At 73.2% G+C, this 17507-nt stretch carries 9 protein-coding genes; 1 reads left to right on the top strand and 8 read right to left on the bottom strand.

The annotated features are described in order from the left end of the window. Nucleotides 1-4132: 4132 nt before the first annotated feature. The 8 genes from GT354_RS12225 to GT354_RS12260 all read right to left on the bottom strand — a co-directional run bounded on the left by GT354_RS12225 (nt 4133) and on the right by GT354_RS12260 (nt 16861). Complete coding sequence (locus tag GT354_RS12225) at nt 4133-5959, bottom strand: ABC transporter ATP-binding protein (RefSeq protein WP_161356318.1); 1827 nt, start codon at nt 5957-5959, stop codon at nt 4133-4135. A 502-nt stretch (nt 5960-6461) separates the two neighbouring features. Beyond that, nucleotides 6462-6599: a VenA family class IV lanthipeptide gene (locus GT354_RS12230; RefSeq protein ID WP_161356319.1), complete on the bottom strand. Its 138-nt coding sequence runs from the start codon at nt 6597-6599 to the stop codon at nt 6462-6464. Nucleotides 6600-6754: 155 nt separating this feature from the next. Then, the gene (locus GT354_RS12235; RefSeq protein ID WP_237534650.1) at nt 6755-8572 is read right to left on the bottom strand and encodes an alpha/beta fold hydrolase; all 1818 of its coding nucleotides are present in this window, start codon (nt 8570-8572) and stop codon (nt 6755-6757) included. Nucleotides 8573-8577: 5 nt separating this feature from the next. Then, nucleotides 8578-11736, bottom strand: coding sequence for a class IV lanthionine synthetase LanL (gene lanL / locus GT354_RS12240; RefSeq protein ID WP_161356323.1), 3159 nt, complete (start codon nt 11734-11736; stop codon nt 8578-8580). A gap of 356 nt (nt 11737-12092) precedes the next feature. After that, the gene (locus GT354_RS12245; protein WP_161356324.1) at nt 12093-12764 is read right to left on the bottom strand and encodes a response regulator transcription factor; all 672 of its coding nucleotides are present in this window, start codon (nt 12762-12764) and stop codon (nt 12093-12095) included. After that, nucleotides 12761-14026, bottom strand: coding sequence for a histidine kinase (locus GT354_RS12250; protein WP_346011994.1), 1266 nt, complete (start codon nt 14024-14026; stop codon nt 12761-12763). The genes GT354_RS12245 and GT354_RS12250 overlap by 4 nt, the downstream gene beginning before the upstream one ends. A 456-nt stretch (nt 14027-14482) precedes the next feature. After that, nucleotides 14483-15247: an SDR family NAD(P)-dependent oxidoreductase gene (locus tag GT354_RS12255; protein ID WP_202511803.1), complete on the bottom strand. Its 765-nt coding sequence runs from the start codon at nt 15245-15247 to the stop codon at nt 14483-14485. A gap of 87 nt (nt 15248-15334) precedes the next feature. After that, nucleotides 15335-16861, bottom strand: a complete 1527-nt coding sequence (locus GT354_RS12260; RefSeq protein ID WP_161356326.1) for a PASTA domain-containing protein — start codon at nt 16859-16861, stop codon at nt 15335-15337. 168 nt (nt 16862-17029) lie between these two features. Between GT354_RS12260 and GT354_RS12265 the strand changes: the two genes are divergently transcribed. Next, nucleotides 17030-17507 (top strand): Nif3-like dinuclear metal center hexameric protein (locus GT354_RS12265; protein WP_161356328.1); only part of this gene is annotated, 478 nt, incomplete at its 3' end.

Consider the following 17507-nt stretch of genomic DNA (forward strand, 5'->3'; position numbering starts at 1 on the left):
CCGAGCCGCCGGCGCTCTCCGCCGTGACCTCGTCGAGGCCGGGAGCCGGCGTCGACCGACCACGCACCTCCCACCCCGCCACGTCGTCCAGTGCCCCCGCATCGGCCACGGACGAGCGATCCCCACCGCCGAACACAACCCCTGCGACGGAGCCACCGGGCCCATCTGAGGCGGCCTCACGAGCGGCCGCGGCCGGTGTCGACCGACCACGCACCTCCCACGCCGCCACCCCATCCGGACCCTGGGCGCCAAGCGCGCGGGAGCGATCCCCACCGTCGAACACATCCCCTGTGACCGAGCCGCCGGCGCTCTCCGCCGTGACCTCGTCGGGGCCGGGAGCCGGCGTCGATCGACCACGCACCTCCCACGCCGCCACCCCGTCCGGACCCTGGGCGTCAAGCGCGCGGGAGCGATCCCCACCGCCGAACACACCCCCTGCGACCGAGCCGCCGGGCCCATCCGAGGCGGCCCCGTAGGGGTCTGAGGCCGGTGTCGACCAGTTGGGCGCCCCCCACGCCGGCGTTCCGTCCGGATCTGGGGTCTCGAACGCGAGCGAGCGGTCCGGGACTTCGTACGCACGATGAGCGACCCAGTCGCCGACCCCCTCGCCGGCGGCCTCGTCGGGAGCCGCAGGCGGTGTCGACCGGCCACGCGCCTCCCGCGCTGCCATTCCGCCCGGAGCCTCGGCGTCGGTCGCCCGCGGGCGGTCGTGGCTCTCGTACGCATCGCCTGCGACCCGGTCGCGGGAGCCATCCAAGGCGGCCTCGCGGGGTGGTGCGGGCGGTGTCGACCGGCCGCGCGCCTCCCGCGCCGGCTCCTCGTCCTGCCCTTGGGCGTGGGAAGCGGGCGAGCGGTCCGGGCCGTCGTAGTGACTGCGTTCGACCCGGTCGCCGGCCCCATCCGGGGCGGCCTCGTCGGGGGCCGTGGGTGGTGTGGAACGTACATCCCACCCTGGCACGCCACCGACGGCGCCCGTGTCGGACGCGGGTGGGCGGTCCCAGCCCCTGTGCGCATCGCCTACGACCTGTTCACCGGCGCTCTTCGCGGCGGCCTCGTCGGAGGCCGCGGTCGGTGGTGTCGACCGGCCGGACGCCTCCCACGTCGGTACCCCGGGCAGAGTCTTTGTTTCGGACGCGGGCGGGCGGTCGTGGCTGTCATGCGTACCGTCTGCGACCCGGTTGTCGGAGCGATCCGGGCCGGCCTCGTCGGGGGCCGTGGGCGGTGTCGACCGACTACGGGGTTCCCACGGCGGTGGCGCTCCCACGGGGGAGGCGCCGCCGCAGGGTGGCAGCCGCGTTTCGCCGGCGGATGCGGGGTCCATGTCCGGGGTGCCGGAGATCGCGTGCTCCGGGGATTGTGGTGGCCGGCCGCGAACCCCCCGCGTCGGCCACCGTCCGAGAGGGTTGGTGTCGGACGCGGGTGGCCGGTCCACGCTGTCGTGCGCACTGCCGATGATCCGGTTGCCGGAGCCTCTCGGTTCGGGCTCGCCAGGGCGGGTGGACAGCGTCGATCCGCCGCGAACTCCCCGCGCCGGCGGCGCGCTCGGAGAGGCGGTGTCGGGTGCGAGGGGGCGGTCGTTGTCGTCGGTTGTACGGCTCAGGCGCGGGTCGTCGGTGTCCGGCTTCGACGACCCTGTCGGCGGGCCGGGCACTCGCTGTCGGGGGTCGGTGTCGGCCGAGGGTGTGCTGCGGCGCAGGATGTTCGGGGCAGTGGAAGAGGTGGTGTGCGAGTCGGTCGGGTTTCGTCGCGAACGTTCGAATTCAGGACCTGGCTCGTGCGTTTCGACGTCCGCCAGCGAACCCCCATCCGCAGTGGGGCCCGACTCCGCTGCACCGACCGTGTGATCAGCAGGCCGTACCTCCTGTTCGGGCCCCGACGCGGAATCGACGTTCGTGGAGTGATCCGAGTCCCGCGCGTCGAGTGTGGGGTCCCCGACTTCGGCAGCGGCCGATTCGGCTTCGGCACGTGCCGCCGCTCGCCTCGCTCGGCTTCGGCGGCGCCACCCGGGCTCGCTGTCGACCGGTGTGCCGGCTCCCCGCGTACGGGGGTCCTCGCGGTCGACTTCGATGCGCTCGACTCCGCGCGTGTTCCGAGATCGTCGTCGCCCCATCCGGCTGCCTCCGGTGGGCGTCGCGTTCCCGGCGTCGGCGGAGACGTTCGAATCCGGGTTCGGGCCCCGGTCGACGGCCGGCCGGGCCTCGAAGCGCACATCGAGCCGGCCGTCCGTGGTGATCAGCCTGTTCTCAGTGGTGCCTGAATCCGGACGGGCTTCGGTGCGCTTCGCTGCATGAGCGGCCTGAGTCGGCTGCCGCCGCTGTCCGGAGCCGTCCACCCGGGCGGGCATCGAGTTCTCGGCGTCGACCGAGGCGTCCCCATTCCGATCCGGATCCGGATTCGCGTCGACCTCGATGGCCGACCCGGACTCGAAGCGCCGGGCCGGGTCCACTGCTCGGTCTCTCCGCCGTCCGAGGCGGCCGTCGCCGATGATCCGTTCATTCTCGTCCTCGCCCTCCTCCTCGGGAGCGGCAGCGGCGGGCGTGGACGCTTCGGCTTCGGCGCGCTCCGCTGCTCGCCGTGCTCGGCTTCGCCGGCGCCGGTCCGTCTCCGCCGTGGACGTGAAGATCGGGTCCTCGACGAAGGCCGGCAATTCCGGGTCCACGGTGCGGTCGACGGCCTCCGCGGGACGCGTGTTCCGGCCCTTGCGGCGTCGGCGTCGGCTGCCACCGAGCCGACCGGTGGCGGGGACTTCCCGGGGGCCGGTCGTGCGTCGGTGTCGTCGGACGGGGCGAGCGCTGTCGGTCGTCGGTGGAGCCGGTTCGGCGCCGAGGCCGTGGGTGGCGGCCGGCGGCCCGGGGTCGGTGACACCCGGGCGCGACCCGTTCGCCCCCACCGTGTCGGGGCCCGAATCGTCGACGGGTGGGCCCAGTCCTTCCCGGGCCGCCCCCCGGCGACGGCGACCCCGGCCCTGGCCCCTGCCTCGACCCGGATTCGCGGGCCGATCGGTGCCGGTCTCACCACGCGTCGGTTCACGCGCCGCAGGAACCCCGGCCGATCGAGCAATCTCGTCGTCGGACGCCACGTCGCGTACGGGAGCGGACCAAAATCGCCACGCGGTCCATCGCCGCCGCCGGGTGGTCGGTTCGGCCGCGACGTCGGCGAAGTCCGCTTCCACGTCGCCGGGTTCGACCCGGCGTCGCCGCCCGGTCGGCGCGGGCCGGACCCTCGCGTCGCGTAAGCATTCGTCCCCGGGCACGATCGATCGCCGTCCCGACCCACCCGCAGCACGCTCGGCGGGCGGGCTGTCGTCGGCTACCGGCGCGGTATCCGTTCCCCCATATCCGGCGCCAAGGGGAGAAGGCAACCCACCGTCACCCCACACCAATCTCCGTCGCGGTCGGCCCGGCTCGGCGGTGTCGTCGGATCCCGCTTCAGGTACGTCGTTCATCGGCCGTCCCCTTTCGGCCTCGGCACATCCGCCAGGCCTCGCCTTGCTCTCGGAGCCCTCGGGCAGGCGACATGCCTCCGGCAAGCCCCGCGCCCCTGGTGCATCCTGTGTCGGCGGCCGTCCTCGCGTCGTCGGCCACCCCGTAGCCCGGGTCGTGCCGGCAACGCGGTCCGAATGCGACCCGGCGCCCGCCCGACCGCACCATCAAGTCCACCCCGGCCCCACACCACGCCCACGTGCCCAGTCACCCGTCGCCCTTCCGGCCCTGAGCACCCGCTCCACCCGTGCCTCCGGCGAACTCCGTGCCCTTGCTGCATCCCGTGTCGGCGGCCGTCCCTACCGTGTCGGCCACCCCGTAGCCCGGGTCGTGCCGGCAACGCGGTCCAAATGCCCAACGCTTCGACCGGCGCCCACCCGACCGCACCGTCAAGTCCACCCCGCACACCCCGCCCACGCGCCCGCTCACCCATCGCCCTTCCGACCCTGGGCACCCGCTCCACCCGCGCCTCCGGCAAACTCCGTCCCCTTGGTGCATCCCGTGTCGGCGGCCGTCCTTGCGTCGTCGGCCACCCCGTAGCCCGGGTCGCGCCGGCAACGCGGTCCGAATGCCCAACGCTTCGACCCGGCGCCCACCCGACCGCACCGTCAAGCCCACCCCGGCCCCCACACCCCCGCCGACGCGCCCGCTCACCCGTCGCCCTTCCGACCCTGGGCACCCGCTCCACCGGCGAACCCCGCTCCTCCGGCAAGCCCCGTGCCTTCGGCGAGGCTCATTCCTTCGGTATCTCCCGTTGCGAAGATCGCGCGGTAGGCCCGGTCGCTCCACAGTTCCGCGTGGGTGCCCACGGCTCTGATGCGGCCGGCGTCCAGCCAGGCCACGAAGTCCGCGTCCGCCGCCGCCGTTGCGCGGTGGGCGACGACCACTCTGGTGCGGCCGGTCAGGTCTCGGCGGAACGCCTCGTGGATGCGGTGTTCGGTGACCGTGTCCAGGCCGCTGGTCGCGTCGTCGAGGACCAGTACGCGGGCATCCTGCACCAACGCCCGTGCCAAGCCGAGGCGTTGGACCTCGCCGCCGGACAGGGCGAGCCCGGCGGTAGCCGTCGCGTAGCCGTCGGGCAGCCGTCGGACGAAGTCGTCGGCGTATGCCATCCGCGCCGCGTCCGCCACCGCGTCCGCTCCCGCCCCCGGCCGTCCGTACGCGAGGGCCTGCCCGACATCCGCACCAAGCAGCACCGGCCGCGGAAACGCGTACGCGACCCCGCGCCGCAACTCGCCGCGCGCCAGCCGAGTCACCACGAGGCCGTCGAGCAACACGTCGCCCTCGTCCGGTTCGCGCAACCGACCCACGAGCGCGGCCAGCGTCGACTTGCCCGACCCGGAAGCGCCCACCAGAGCCACGCACGCCCCCGGCGGCACCGTCAGGTCGATGCCGTCCAGCACCGAGCGCGTGCCGTCCGAACTGCGCACGCTCACCCCGCGGAACGTCAACTCACCGCCGCCCGGCGGCAAAGTCCGTGCCGTGCCGTACGCGGCCGGGGTTACCGCCAACAACTCGGCCGCCCGCGCGCGCCCCGCTCGGGCGTGCGCGACCCCCACGAGTGCCTCGACCTGCTCCAGGAACCCCAGCCCCAATGCCGCGTAGCCCGCCGCCGCGACCAGCGCGCCCGGCGCGATCCGCCCCTCGGCCAGCAGCCACCCCGCGACCGCCAACACGGTCAACTCGACCACCGGTGCGAGCAGCAACACCTGGGCCACCGCGCTGCGTTGGGCCCGCCACAGGCCGTGTCCCGCCGCCGACAACTCGGGCAGCGGGGCCAGGATCCGGGCGATCTCGCGGTCTCGCGTGCCACACGCGCGAATCGTCCGGGCGCCCGCGAGCGCGTCGGTGAGCCGGGCCGCGAGGCTGCCCTGTACCACCTGATAGCGCGTGAACAAGTCCGTCGCCCGGGTCATGAACAGGCGTACCACGACCAGACCCGGCAGCAATCCGCCCAGGAACGCGAGGGCGAGCCACGGATCGATCAGGGCGAGCGCGACGATCCCGCCGATCGAGGTCACGAGCGCGCCGAGCGTCCCGAGCAGCGCGGGTACCAGGCCGGCCGCGTCCGGTGCCGCGCCCACCAGACGAGACGTCACATCGCCGCCGGCAAAAGGGTTTCGCGCGCCCGTCCCCAGGTCGGTGACCTGTACCGCGAGCCGACGGCGCAACCGCGCGGTCGATTCGGCGGCGAGCCCGGGCCCGGCGATCTCGACCAGGAGCCCCGCGAGCAATGCGAGCACGAGCACGGCCACGAGCCGCAGCGTGGGCCCGGCGGCGGACTCGCCGCGTACCACGGCGTTCACGGACCCGCCGACGGCTGCGGGCAACAGCAGCGCGGCGATCGAGCCGATCGGCACGGCGAGCGCGAGCGTGAGGGTGGCACCGGGCGCGACCCGCAGGGCCGAACGCATGCCGGTGCCGGTGAGATCCGCCGGATCCGAAGCGGCTTGCGTGGCTATCGGAGCATCGGCCACAGCGTGACTCCTCGAATACACGGTTTCGATGACACGGTCCCGAACGCACGTCTCGAACGTCGAATCGCCCGGATACGGAAGCGATGCACACCCGCGTGGGCAGGGAAGCGATGCGATCACCCGGACAAGGAAGCGACGCAACTGCCCGGACACGGCAGCAACGCACACCCGCCGGAGCAGGAAAAGCAACGCACACCCGCCCCGACACGGAAGCAACGACACCCGCCCGCGAAGGGAAGCAACGCACACCCGCCCAAGCAGGGGAGCGCGCCCCAACCACCCGACGCGGAAGCGATGCACAGGCACGGATCGCGACGCGCGCGCCCACCCGGCCACGATCCGGAAAGCCCGACGCCCCGCAAGCCGTGCCCGCGCCGGCCCTTGGCCGCAGCCGTCGCGGTTGCGATGCTGTCCGCTACGCCCCGCGGTCGGGGCCACGCCCGGAGACCGGGAGCTCCTGATTCCGGCAGGAACTCCCGGTCGCGGGTCGATCCGCCGCCTACTAGCTGATCGTGAAGATCAGGCAGGTGACCAGCAGGCAGGTGAACTGACAGCCCCCACCGCCGTGGCCGCCCAGCTCGACGGACTCGGTCTCGGGGAGCTGCTGCAGGGCGGCGAGGTCGGTCTCGAGGTATTCCATGGTGTTTCTCCTTCGGATCAATGAGAACAGGAACGGATTCGAACGGTCACGAACGGATCCGGCCCCCTCCGCACCCGGATTCGGATGCGAAACCGTGCCACCACCGCGGCGGCAAACCACCCGCGGCGGATCGTGCAGGGCAGTGCCCCCCGTCGTCACACCCGACCGGTTTGCAGGAAACCGGTCAGGCGCGCGTGCAGATCGGGTGCCCCATCCCCGGTCAAGACCTCGTGGCCCAGACCGGGAAGCTCCAGGTAGCGAAAATCGGTGCCCTCGCCGCGCCCGTGTCGCAGCAGCGTGTGGCGCAGGGTTCGGGACTGGCCGACCGGGATCGTGTCGTCCCGGTCCCCGTGGACGAACAGCAGCGGCACCCTGATCCGCTCGCACACCGCGACCACGTCGCGCGGCCCGAGCTCGTCCGCGTACTCGACCTCGCCCCCCAACCGCGTCATCAGCGCGCGAACGGGCAACGACGCCTCGGCGATCAACCGCGGCCCGGACAGGAACGGCGCGACCGCGAGTGCCCGCGACCACACGTTCGGCGCGAACGCCGCCGCGAGCAACGCCAGGTAGGCCCCGTAGCTCACCCCGAACAAGGCCGGCGGCCCCAGCCCGAACGCGGCCCGCTCGGCGCCCAGCGTGCGGCCGATCGCGGTGATGTCCGCGAGGTCCGGGCCGCCCCACGCGCCGTGCAACTCGCGGGCGAACCGCGCGCCGTAGCCCGTGCTGCCACGCTGATTGGGCGCGACCACCGCGATCCCCGCCGACGCGAGCCGCTGCAACAGCGGATCGAACTCGAACCGCCACGCCGCCGCCGGCCCGCCGTGCAGCGCGAGCAGTACGTGCTCGGCCCCGCGCCAGTCGGGCCCGCCGTAGACGATCGATTCCACCGGCCCCGTGCCGCCGACGAGCAACTCCAAGTGCGCGGGCCGCCAGGTCGGCCGGTCCGCGCCGTCGAACCCGATGAACGGGCCGGGCTCGCCGTCCTGACGCCACGAGCCCGGCTCGTCCGGGTCCAGGCGAGCCAGGCAACCGGGCCGATCCGGCGCGGAGAACGGGATCCGCAACCCCGGCCCGGTCCACCGGCCGACCGCGCCCAGGCAGCCCTCCGGCGTCGCCACCTCCGTCATCGTGCCGTCCTCGGGGGCCCACACCGCGAGCCGCGACGTCGCGCCACGATCCAGCTGGAGGGCGACCCGCCGACCGTCCGGCGCGATCGCGATCGGCCGAATCTGCGCGTCCGGCACGTGTACGACCTCGGGGAAGCGCACCTGCCCCGGGGGCTGCGCGCGATCGGCGGGCAGCCGGATCCAGCCGAGCCGATCCGATCCCGGCGCGTCGCTCGCGATCACGAGCAGCCCGCCGACCGGATCGCACAGCAGCAACCGGTCGTTGCTCTCGTCGGTCAGTTCCAGGAACGGCCGCACCGTCGCGGTGTCCAGGTCGAGCGCGACGGTCTTGATCCGCCCGCCCCGTACCTCGTCCACGGCGAGCCGCCGCCCGCCCGGATCGAGCCAGACTCCACCGCTGTACAGGCCCGACAACTCGGCCACGGCGTCGAGACGGCCGTCCTCGCGGACCAGCCACACCGTCGTCGACGGCGTCGTGTCGGCGCCGAGCGCGATCGCGAGCGCGTCGGAGCCCGGATAGGGGATCAGGCGCAGGCCGGGCAGGCGGACCGTGGTCAACAGCCGTTCGCTGCCCGCCTCGTCCGCCTCCAGGATCGCGATGTCGTGTCGCCCCGGTTCGTGCCGGCACACCAGCACCCGCCCGTCGGGCAGCGCGAGCAACTGCGTGTGCAGGCGCTCGCCGGCACCCGTCCCCACCGGCAGCCCGCCGCTCGCGCGCCCCGGAAGCAGTGACCACGACTCGACCCGCCACGTGCCGTCGCCCGGGGTGGCCAGGCACGCGGCGTGTCCGCCGTCGGTCGAGAACGACCAACTGATCCGCCGCAGCGGCCGAGTCGTCACCATCGTGTTCACGCGTCCTCCCCGTCCAGCCACAGCCGGGCGCCGCCGTGGCCGAGCCGCAGCAGGAACCCGACCACACCCGCCGTGCCCGTCCCGTACGAGGCCGACGTGCCGATCGCGGTCTCGTCGGCCGGGACCCGCAGGCCGTCGATCAGCGCGGTACGCGCGCGCAGTTGCTCCGCGAGCTCCTCGGCCCAGGCGCGATAGGTCACGTCGCCGAGCGACTCGGCGAGGTCGAGCAGGAACTCGCCGTTGCCGGCCAGTCCGTGGCATGTCGTCGTCCCCGAGTGCCACCGGGCCCGCCGCACCGCGGCGCCCGCCTGCTCGGCGAGTTCGCGGTGCCGCGGGTCGCCGTCCGCGCTCCACAACCGGATCAGGAAGGTGCCCACGCCTGCGGCACCGTTGCACCAGTACGCCAGTCGTACGCCCGCAGGATCGCCCGGCCCCTGCGGCCACCACGCGGTGTCGCCCTGCACCCGCGCGGTCCGGGCCAGTGTCCGGGCCGCGGCTTCGGCCCCGTCGAGGTAGCCTTCGCGCCCCGTTGCCCGCGCCGCGTCGAGCAGGAACGCGCCCACGCCGGCGACACCGTGGGCGAAGCCCAGATGCGCGGCGCCGGCCAACCGCGAGTCGAAGTCCTTCGGCACCGGCCACAAGGTCAGGTCGCCGGCCCGTCGGGCGGCGCCGAGCAACGCGTCGGCACACGCGACGGTGCGCTGCCGAAAGCGCTCGTCCCCGGTGGCGCGCCACATCCTGACCTGCAGGAGCCCGGCCCCGGCGGCGCCGTGGCACACGTCGGGATTGGGCCACGCGATCGGCACCCGCAGGGCCGACTCGATCGCATACGCGGCCAGTTGCTCGTCACCCAGCAGGGACGCGGCGTCGTAGAGGGCCCACGCGGCGCCCGAGCGGCCGAAGTACAGCCCCGGCAACACCACGGGTTCGGCCGCGGCCCGATCGCGCAGCCACGTCGCACCGTCCTCCACCGCGCGATGCAGCGCGTAGCGCAGCCGCGGCTCCAACGTCGTGGTGTGCGCGGCCCGAGCCAGCACGCCGAGCACGCCGGCCGCGCCGTACTGCACGCTGCACGGGTCCATCGCCGCGGCGCCCGCCGTCATCGGCCAGAGCCGGTCCACCCGGCCCGGCGTCATGGTCGCGACCAGGTGGGCGAGTCCGTCGAGCAGGACCGGGTCGTCCTCCGGCGGCTGCGGATGCGGCGGGACCTTGTCGCCCTCGGTATCGGGATGCGGCCGCGGCCCGTCGGGCTCGTCCTGCCGACCGATCAGGGCGTCACCGTCGACACCAGCTCCGCCGACACCAGCCACACCGCCGACACCAGTCACACCGCCGACACCAGTCACACCGTCGACACCAGTCGCGACTTCGACACCGGCCCCGCCGTCGACACCAATCGCGCCGACACCACCCGCGGCATCGGCACCCCCAACACCGCTCACAACATCGGCATCGACAACACCGCCGCCGACATCCGCAGCGTCCTTCCCCAGCCCCGCCACGAACGCGGCCAACCGCTCCGCCGACCACCGCGCAGGAGGATCCTCGTGCCACAGACCCCGGATCGCCGGCGCGAGCCGCCGAGCCGTCGCCCCGTGCCGCGCCGCCAAGTCCAGCCACGCGCCGAGCCGCTCGTCGGTGTCGCGACTGGTCCCCACGTCCTCTGGCAGTGCGGGGTCCGACCCGGTCGCGAGCAGGAAGAACAACCCGCCCAGGCTGTACAGATCCGCCGACGGCGCCACCGTGTGGACGCCCGCGGTCGCGCCGCGCTGCTCCGGCGCGCGATAGCCGGGTGTGCCCGCCGCGCCGGCCCGGGAGCCGATCTCGGCGGTCAGTTCGAGGTCCACCAGGCGTAGCGAGCCGTCCGGCGCGACCAACACGTTCGACGGCGACAGGTCGCGCACGACCAAGCCCTCGCCGTGCACGGTGGCCACGAGACGAACGAGCCCCTCGACGACAGGACGCGCGATCGGCCACGGCACGTCGGGATCGAGCGCGTGCTGCGACACCCATGCGCGCAACGGCACGCCGGGTACCCGCTCCTGCGCCAGGAAGATGGTCTCCGCCTCTTCCACGAGTGCGATGTGACGGGGCGTCACCCCGGTGTGGGCGAGCCGCTGCATGACGGTCGCCTCGTGGCGCAGCGCGGCGCACGCGTCGCGTCCCGAGCGGTCCACCTCGATGTGTGCGCGGGCCTGCTTGACCACGACCTCGTTGTCGTCGGTCGTGTCCTTGCCGAGGAACACGCCGCCCTTGGCCGAGTGCCGCAGCGCCGCGGTGACGGCGAACCGGCCGGCGATCAGGACGCCCGCGGGCCCCGGCGCGCCGGCTGCGGGCGTCGTCGCCCGGGCAGCCCGCTCGACGAGTGGGTCGGGCGCCCACGGCGGTGGGGTGAACCACGCCTCGCGGGTGTCGTGGACGCTGCTCCCGTCGGGGTCGGTCAACACCGCGCGGTAGCCGCCGTCGTTGCCGAGCACGGCGCGCTGGGCGAAGCCCCCGTAGCGGTAGTGCACGACGCTGCCGGGGCGACACGGGCGGTCGGACAGGATGCCGGGGCCGGTCAATTCGCGCGTCACCTCGTCGAGCGCGTCCACCAACTCGATGAACTGCTCGTCGTCGTCGGGATAGACCGTGATGAACTTCCCGGCCGAAGCCCGGTCCGCCTCACGGGAGTTGAGCATCCGCAGCCGTTCGACGTCGCCGGCGAACTTGAACGCCACCCGGCGCGGCAGCAGGACGTCGCAGACCCGGCCGAGCACGCGCGAGGCATCGCCGGTCCGTGCGCTGACGTGGATCTTCCAGCCCTGGGCCCGGGCCGCGTGGCCGGCGGGTCGCACCGTGCACCAGAAGTCGTCCGAGCGCAGATCCCAGTCGTGGACAGCCCCGTCGGCGCGACCGAAAACGCCACGATCGGGCGCATCGTGACCGAGAAGGCCACAGTCCGGTACGGCACGATCCGGTACGTCCTGATCGCGTACATCGCGCTCCGGTACATCGCGCTCCGGTACGCCGCGATCGGCCACGTCGCGGTGATGTTGCCGGGCACCGACCGCCTGTCGGTCGAGCGCCGCCCGGACGCGGTCGACCAGGTTCGCTCCCGGCGCGCCGCGGCTGCCGGTGCGCTCCGCACGGTGCCCACGAGTCGTCGTCGCCATCCCTGGACCTCCCCCTCGACTGCGCCCTCGCGCGTTGGTCGGTGCGGCACGGTGCGCTCGAAGCGCGGTGCGTTCGCCGACCAGTGCCCGGAAACGGTTGTCGATCGACCGCTGTCACTCGGTCGTCGACTCGGACGTCCCGCCCCGGATTGCTCCCCCCGGCGGGACGGCATGACCGTACGCAGCGTGTTCGCGGCACCTCAACGAGTTGCGGCTCCCTTCACCCCTTTGAGTGAAGTCGCCAGCCTTTGGGGTTGGTTGGTCTGTTGATCTGCATATTTCGCATCTTGCACCATCGATGCAGGTCAGCGCACTGCACCGGGAGAAACCGAACGGCTGGGAATGGGCTGATCGGGCTACCGGTCGGTTGCCCTCGGCTGAGCCAGGATGGCCGCTTGAACGCGGCTCCGCAGGCCCAGTTTCGCCAGGATCCGACTCACGTGGGTCTTGGCGGTGGCCTCCGCCATGTTCAGCTCCCGGGCGATCTGATGGTTGGACAGACCCCGTCCCAGGCAGGCGAGTACGTCCCGCTCGCGCGGGGTCAACGACGCGAGCGCCTCGCCCGACACCTCGGGGACGGCGCCCGCCTCCGGGCGTTCGGGCGCCGCGAACGTGGAGATCAGCCGACGGGTGATCTCCGGCGCGACGAAGCCGTCGCCGCGCGCGACCAGACGGACCGCCTCGACGAGCCGATCGGCCTCGACGGTCTTGAGCAGGAACCCCGCGGCGCCCGCGCGCAGCGCGCCGAACACGTACTCGTCCAGGTCGAAGGTGGTCAACACCAGGACGTCGAGCCCCTCCCCGGTCAGCTCACGAGTGGCGCTGATGCCGTCCAGGCGCGGCATCCGGATATCCATCAGGACCACGTCGGGCCGCAGCGAACGGGCCAGCGCGACGGCCTCCTCGCCGTTCGCGGCCTGCCCCACCACCTCGATGCCCGGCGCCGCGTCGAGGATCAGCACGAGGCCCGCCCGCACCGCCGCCTGGTCCTCGGCGACCAGCACCCGCAACCGTTCGATCCCGTTCACGCGGCTCCATCCTTCGCTTCCGACGAACTGTCGTGTCGTGTGCCCAGCACCACGTCGGCGCCGCACGGGAGTTCGGCTCGTACGTGCCACCGGCCCTCGCGCGGGCCCGCCTCGAACGCGCCGCCGAGCAGCGACACCCGCTCGGCCATGCCGATCAGGCCCGCTTTGGCACCCGGCAGGCGGGTGACGTGTTCGGGGTCCACGCCGTTCTCGCTCGTGATCACCACGTCGTCGGCACGGTAGGCGAAGACCATCCGCAACTCCTGTGGGGCGGCGTGCTTGAGCGCGTTGGTCAGGGTCTCCTGAACCACGCGATACGCCGCGAGGTCGATCGGCGTGGGCAACTCGCGCACGACACCGATCACCTCGATGTGCACGGTCAGCCCGGCCCTCCGTACGTGTTCGACGAGTCGATCCGTCTCGGCCAGGCGAGGCACCGAAACGGGTTCGTCCGGTGCGTTGTCCGACCGCAGCAGGCCGATCATTCGGCGCATCTCGGTCAGGCCCTGCACGCTGCTCTCCCGGATGACCTCCAGCGTCTCGCGCAGGCGGGCCTCGTCCAGGCTCTTGACGGACAGTGCCGCGGTGGACTGGACGGCGACCGCGCTCAGGTGGTTGGCGACCACGTCGTGCAACTCGCGGGCCATCCGGGCCCGTTCGGCGGCCACGGCCGCCTGGTGGTCGAGTTCGGCCAGGCGCGCGGTCTGCGCCGATCGCAACCGCTCGACCTCGGCCTTCTCCCGATGCTCGCGCACCGACATGCCGGTCAACAGCGGCGAGATCCCGACCAGTCCGACGTAGATGATCGTGAGGGTCAAGGCCCTCAGATCGCGCGAGAGGATCCACGCGGTCGTGGCGGCGGCCGCGACGAACAGGCCGTTGCCGTAGAGCAGGCGGATCGCGAGCCGGGAACTGCCGTACACGGAAGCCGCGTACAGCACGTCCGACCACATGATCAGGCCGCCGACCGAGGGGCCCAGCGTGATGTCGACAACGGCCGCCGCGGTGCCCAGGGCGAGGGCGAAACGCGGTGACGTGCTGCGATGGCACTCGGCGACGGCCAGAGCGACGAGCGGGACAAGCCGCAGCGGCACGGCGGGTTGCCAGATGCCCCAATCCACGTACGCGTCGGCCAGGAACAGCATGAGCACGCCGAGCAGGGCGGTCGCGCCGCCGATCGCGCAGTCGCGGAGCACCGGCGGCGGAAGCCAGGGCAGGCGCACGGGCGCGGGCCGGCGCCACGCGGAGGTTGGGTCGCTCACGCCCCCCATCCCAACATCTCCGGGGTGGGGGCGCGCACCACGGGCGCCCGGAGTCGAGCGATTCCTGAGGATCTGGGGTGAATACCTCCCCTTCAGCGGAAAGCGAATCCCGCCCCGAGGCAACCCGCTCGCCCACCCGGCGCGACCGCCTGTACGGACGGCGCAACTGTCCGTGCGGACAGCGCGCCCGCGCCGACGGCGCACCCGCACGGACAACGCGCCCGCACGGACGGCGCGTCGGCGTCCAAGCGTCCACCCGTCCCGAAACGCACCACACCCCGAAACGCACCACACATCGAAACGAACCACACCCCGGAGCGGCCACATCCCGAAACAGAGCACGTCCCGAAACAGACCACGCCCCCGGAACGACAGACCACGCCCCGGAACGAACCACCCGCCGCCGCGAAAAACGCGCCCCCTCGCGAGGGCAGCGGTGGTCGGCGCCCGCGCCGGCTACTTCGGCTGGAAGCGGATGCCGCCGTCGAGTCGGATGACCTCCGCGTTGAGGTAGCTGTTCGTGAGCAGTTCGTACGCGAGCGACGCGAACTCGTCCGGCACGCCCATCCGCTTGGGGAACAGCACCTGCTGCCCGAGCGTGTCCTTGACCGACTGCGGCGCCGCCGCGAACAACGCGGTGTCCATCGTGCCCGGCGCGATCGTGTTGACCCGTACGCCGACCGCGGAAAGGTCGCGCGCCACCGGCAGGGTCATGCCGGCGACACCGGCCTTGGACGCGCCGTACGCCGCCTGCCCGATCTGGCCGTCGAACGCCGCGACCGACGCCGTGCACACGATCGCGCCCCGCTCATTGTCGGCCTGCGGCTCGACCCGCGCCATCGCGGCGGCGGCCAGCCGTATCGCGTTGAAGGTGCCGATCAGGTTGAGTCTGACGATGAACTCGAAGGAGGCCAGCGGGTGCGGCGACCCGTCGCGGGCCACCGTCCTGGTGGCCATCCCCGTACCGGCGCACGAGACCAGCGCGCGCAGCGGCGCGGCGGCGACGGCCGCGTCGACGGCGGCCTGTACCTGCTCCTCGTCCGTGACGTCGGTCGCGACGAAGATGCCACCGATCTCGTCGGCGACCGCCTTGCCGCGCTCCTGGTTCTTGTCCGCGATCACGACCGCGGTACCGCCGGCCGCGAGCCGGCGTGCGGTGGCCTCGCCGAGCCCGGAGGCCCCGCCGGTCACGATCGCGGACGCACCTGTGAGGTCCAGCATGAGCGTTCTCCCCTCGCGCTTTCTTGACTCAGGCAAGTTATTGCACCGGGGGCAAGGGACGCCAGTAGCCCTGACGGAGCGTCAGAACTACCCACAGGCGGTGGCCATCGTGGCCGACACCGCACCTCCCACCCGGACGTCCGCGCCCTCCTGAGGGCTTTGGCTCGCGACCGTGCACTTCGACTGGGGGTCGTCGACGTCAAGGGTGAGGCCCGCGAGACGCACGCGTTCCCGGGCCCGGTCGACCGCGAGTCCGACGATGCCCGGCGCCTTGGTCGTTTCCGGCGGCGGCGCGGACGTGGCGGGAGCCGGGGCCCGCGCGATCGTCAGGGTCACCGTCGAGCCGTCGGGGACGAGCCGGCCCGCGCCCGGGTTGCTGCGCACGACCGTGTCCGGCGGCGTCGTCGAACTCTCCACCTCGACCAACGCGACGCCCAGGCCGACCGCCTGAAGTCGGGACTGGGCTTCGGACGTGGAGCGCCCCACGACCGCGGGCACGGGAGTCTGCCGCAGGGGAGGGGGCGCGGCCGTGGTCGCCGGCGGACCGGGCGAGGCGGCCGATCCCGACATCACCACCACGACATCGGGTTTGTCCCGGTCCACCTTTCGGCCCGCACTCGGATCGGTCGACACGACGGTGCCGCCGGAGCCGACGACGGCCGGCCGAAATCCCCGCTCGCGCAGCATCGCGACGCCCTGCGCCTCGGTCCGGCCGACGACGTCGGGCACGGTGAGCTTCCCCGGCGCACTCGTACTCGTACTCGTACTCGGCGATGCCGATGTGGAGTCCGACGCCGAGGCCGTCTCGTCCGGCGTGCCGGTCACCGGCGCCTCGACGGTCGGCGTGGTCGTGGCGCCGGACGTGGTCGAGGGCCGCGCCGTACCGTTCGCCGTGCTCTCGGCGGCCGGCCTGCTCTTGCCGTCCGAGCCGGCCATGGCCATGCCGACGAGCAGCGCCACCACGATTGCGGCCACCGTCGCGACGGCGGCCCCGGCTATTCGGGCCCCGCGTCTGCCGTTGCGATGCTCGCGGTCGCGATACGGGCCCGGGGGTCCCGACGGCGAGCGCGCGGGGCCGCCCCGATCGTCGTCGCGATCGGTGGACACCACCCGGACCGAGAACGGCGCGCGCGCCGAGACCCGCATGTCGCGCGCCGAGACCACCCGCACCGCGACGTCGGTCTCCTCGACGACGTGCGACGTCTGCTCGTAGGCACTGCCGCCGTCGGCGTCCATCCCACCGAGGCCGAACAGACCACTCGGAGCGATCGAGTCCTCGACGTCGACCGGCACCGTGTAGACGATCGTCCAGGCCCGTTCCTCGCCCGGATACACATCGGGCGGGCCGGTTCTGTCCAGCCCGATCCGCCGGCCGACGTCGCGCGGTATCTCCGGGTCGTAGCGGTCCGGCGCACTGCCCGCGTTGCGCAGCGTCAGGGTCACCATGACCGTTTCGCCGGGCGCGGCCGTGAGCCGGCGCGGCTCACACCACGCCTGGACCGCGCAGGCCGGATCACCCGTTCGTTGGCCGTGCAGGTCGGTGCCGCATTGCTCGCCCGGGCAGTAGGCGTCGTTCAAGTCATAGGGCGTGCCGCACAACAGACAGTGCACCATCGCAGTCGTCCCCCTCGTCGTCGCACGACAGTGCGAGCCTGCCTACCGCACAAACCCCTCGGATGGGGCGCGTTTCGAGGATTCACCGAGACTCGCCGTCCGGGTCCGCGCGGACCGCCCCGGATGCCCGAATCCGGACCGGCGGCGCGGCCGGGTAATCTCGCCCTCGTGCCCAAGCTCTCCGACGTCGTCACCGCCCTCGAACGGATCTACCACCCCGATTGGGCCGAATCCTGGGACGCGGTCGGGCTCGTCTGCGGTGATCCCGAAGCCGACGTGCGCTCGGTGATGTTCGCGGTCGACCCCACGCAGGCGGTTGCCGACGAGGCACTCGCACGCGGCGCCGATCTTTTGGTCACCCACCATCCGCTGTTCCTGCGCGGCGTGCACTCGGTCGCCGCGACCGGCTTCAAGGGCCGCGTCGTGCATTCGCTGATCACCGGGGGCTGCGCGTTGCACGTGGCCCACACCAACGCCGACTCGGCCGCGCCCGGGGTCTCCGACGCGCTCGCCGCCGCCCTCGGGCTCACCGTCACCGCGCCGCTCGACCCGTCCCCGGCCGACCCACAGGCGTGCCGGGGCATCGGCCGGATCGGCGAGTTGGCGACCCCCGAGACGCTCGGCGCGTTCGCCGCCCGGGCCGCCC

It is taken from the genome of Streptomyces sp. SID3343 (assembly GCF_009865215.1).
GTDB lineage: Bacteria > Actinomycetota > Actinomycetes > Streptomycetales > Streptomycetaceae > Embleya.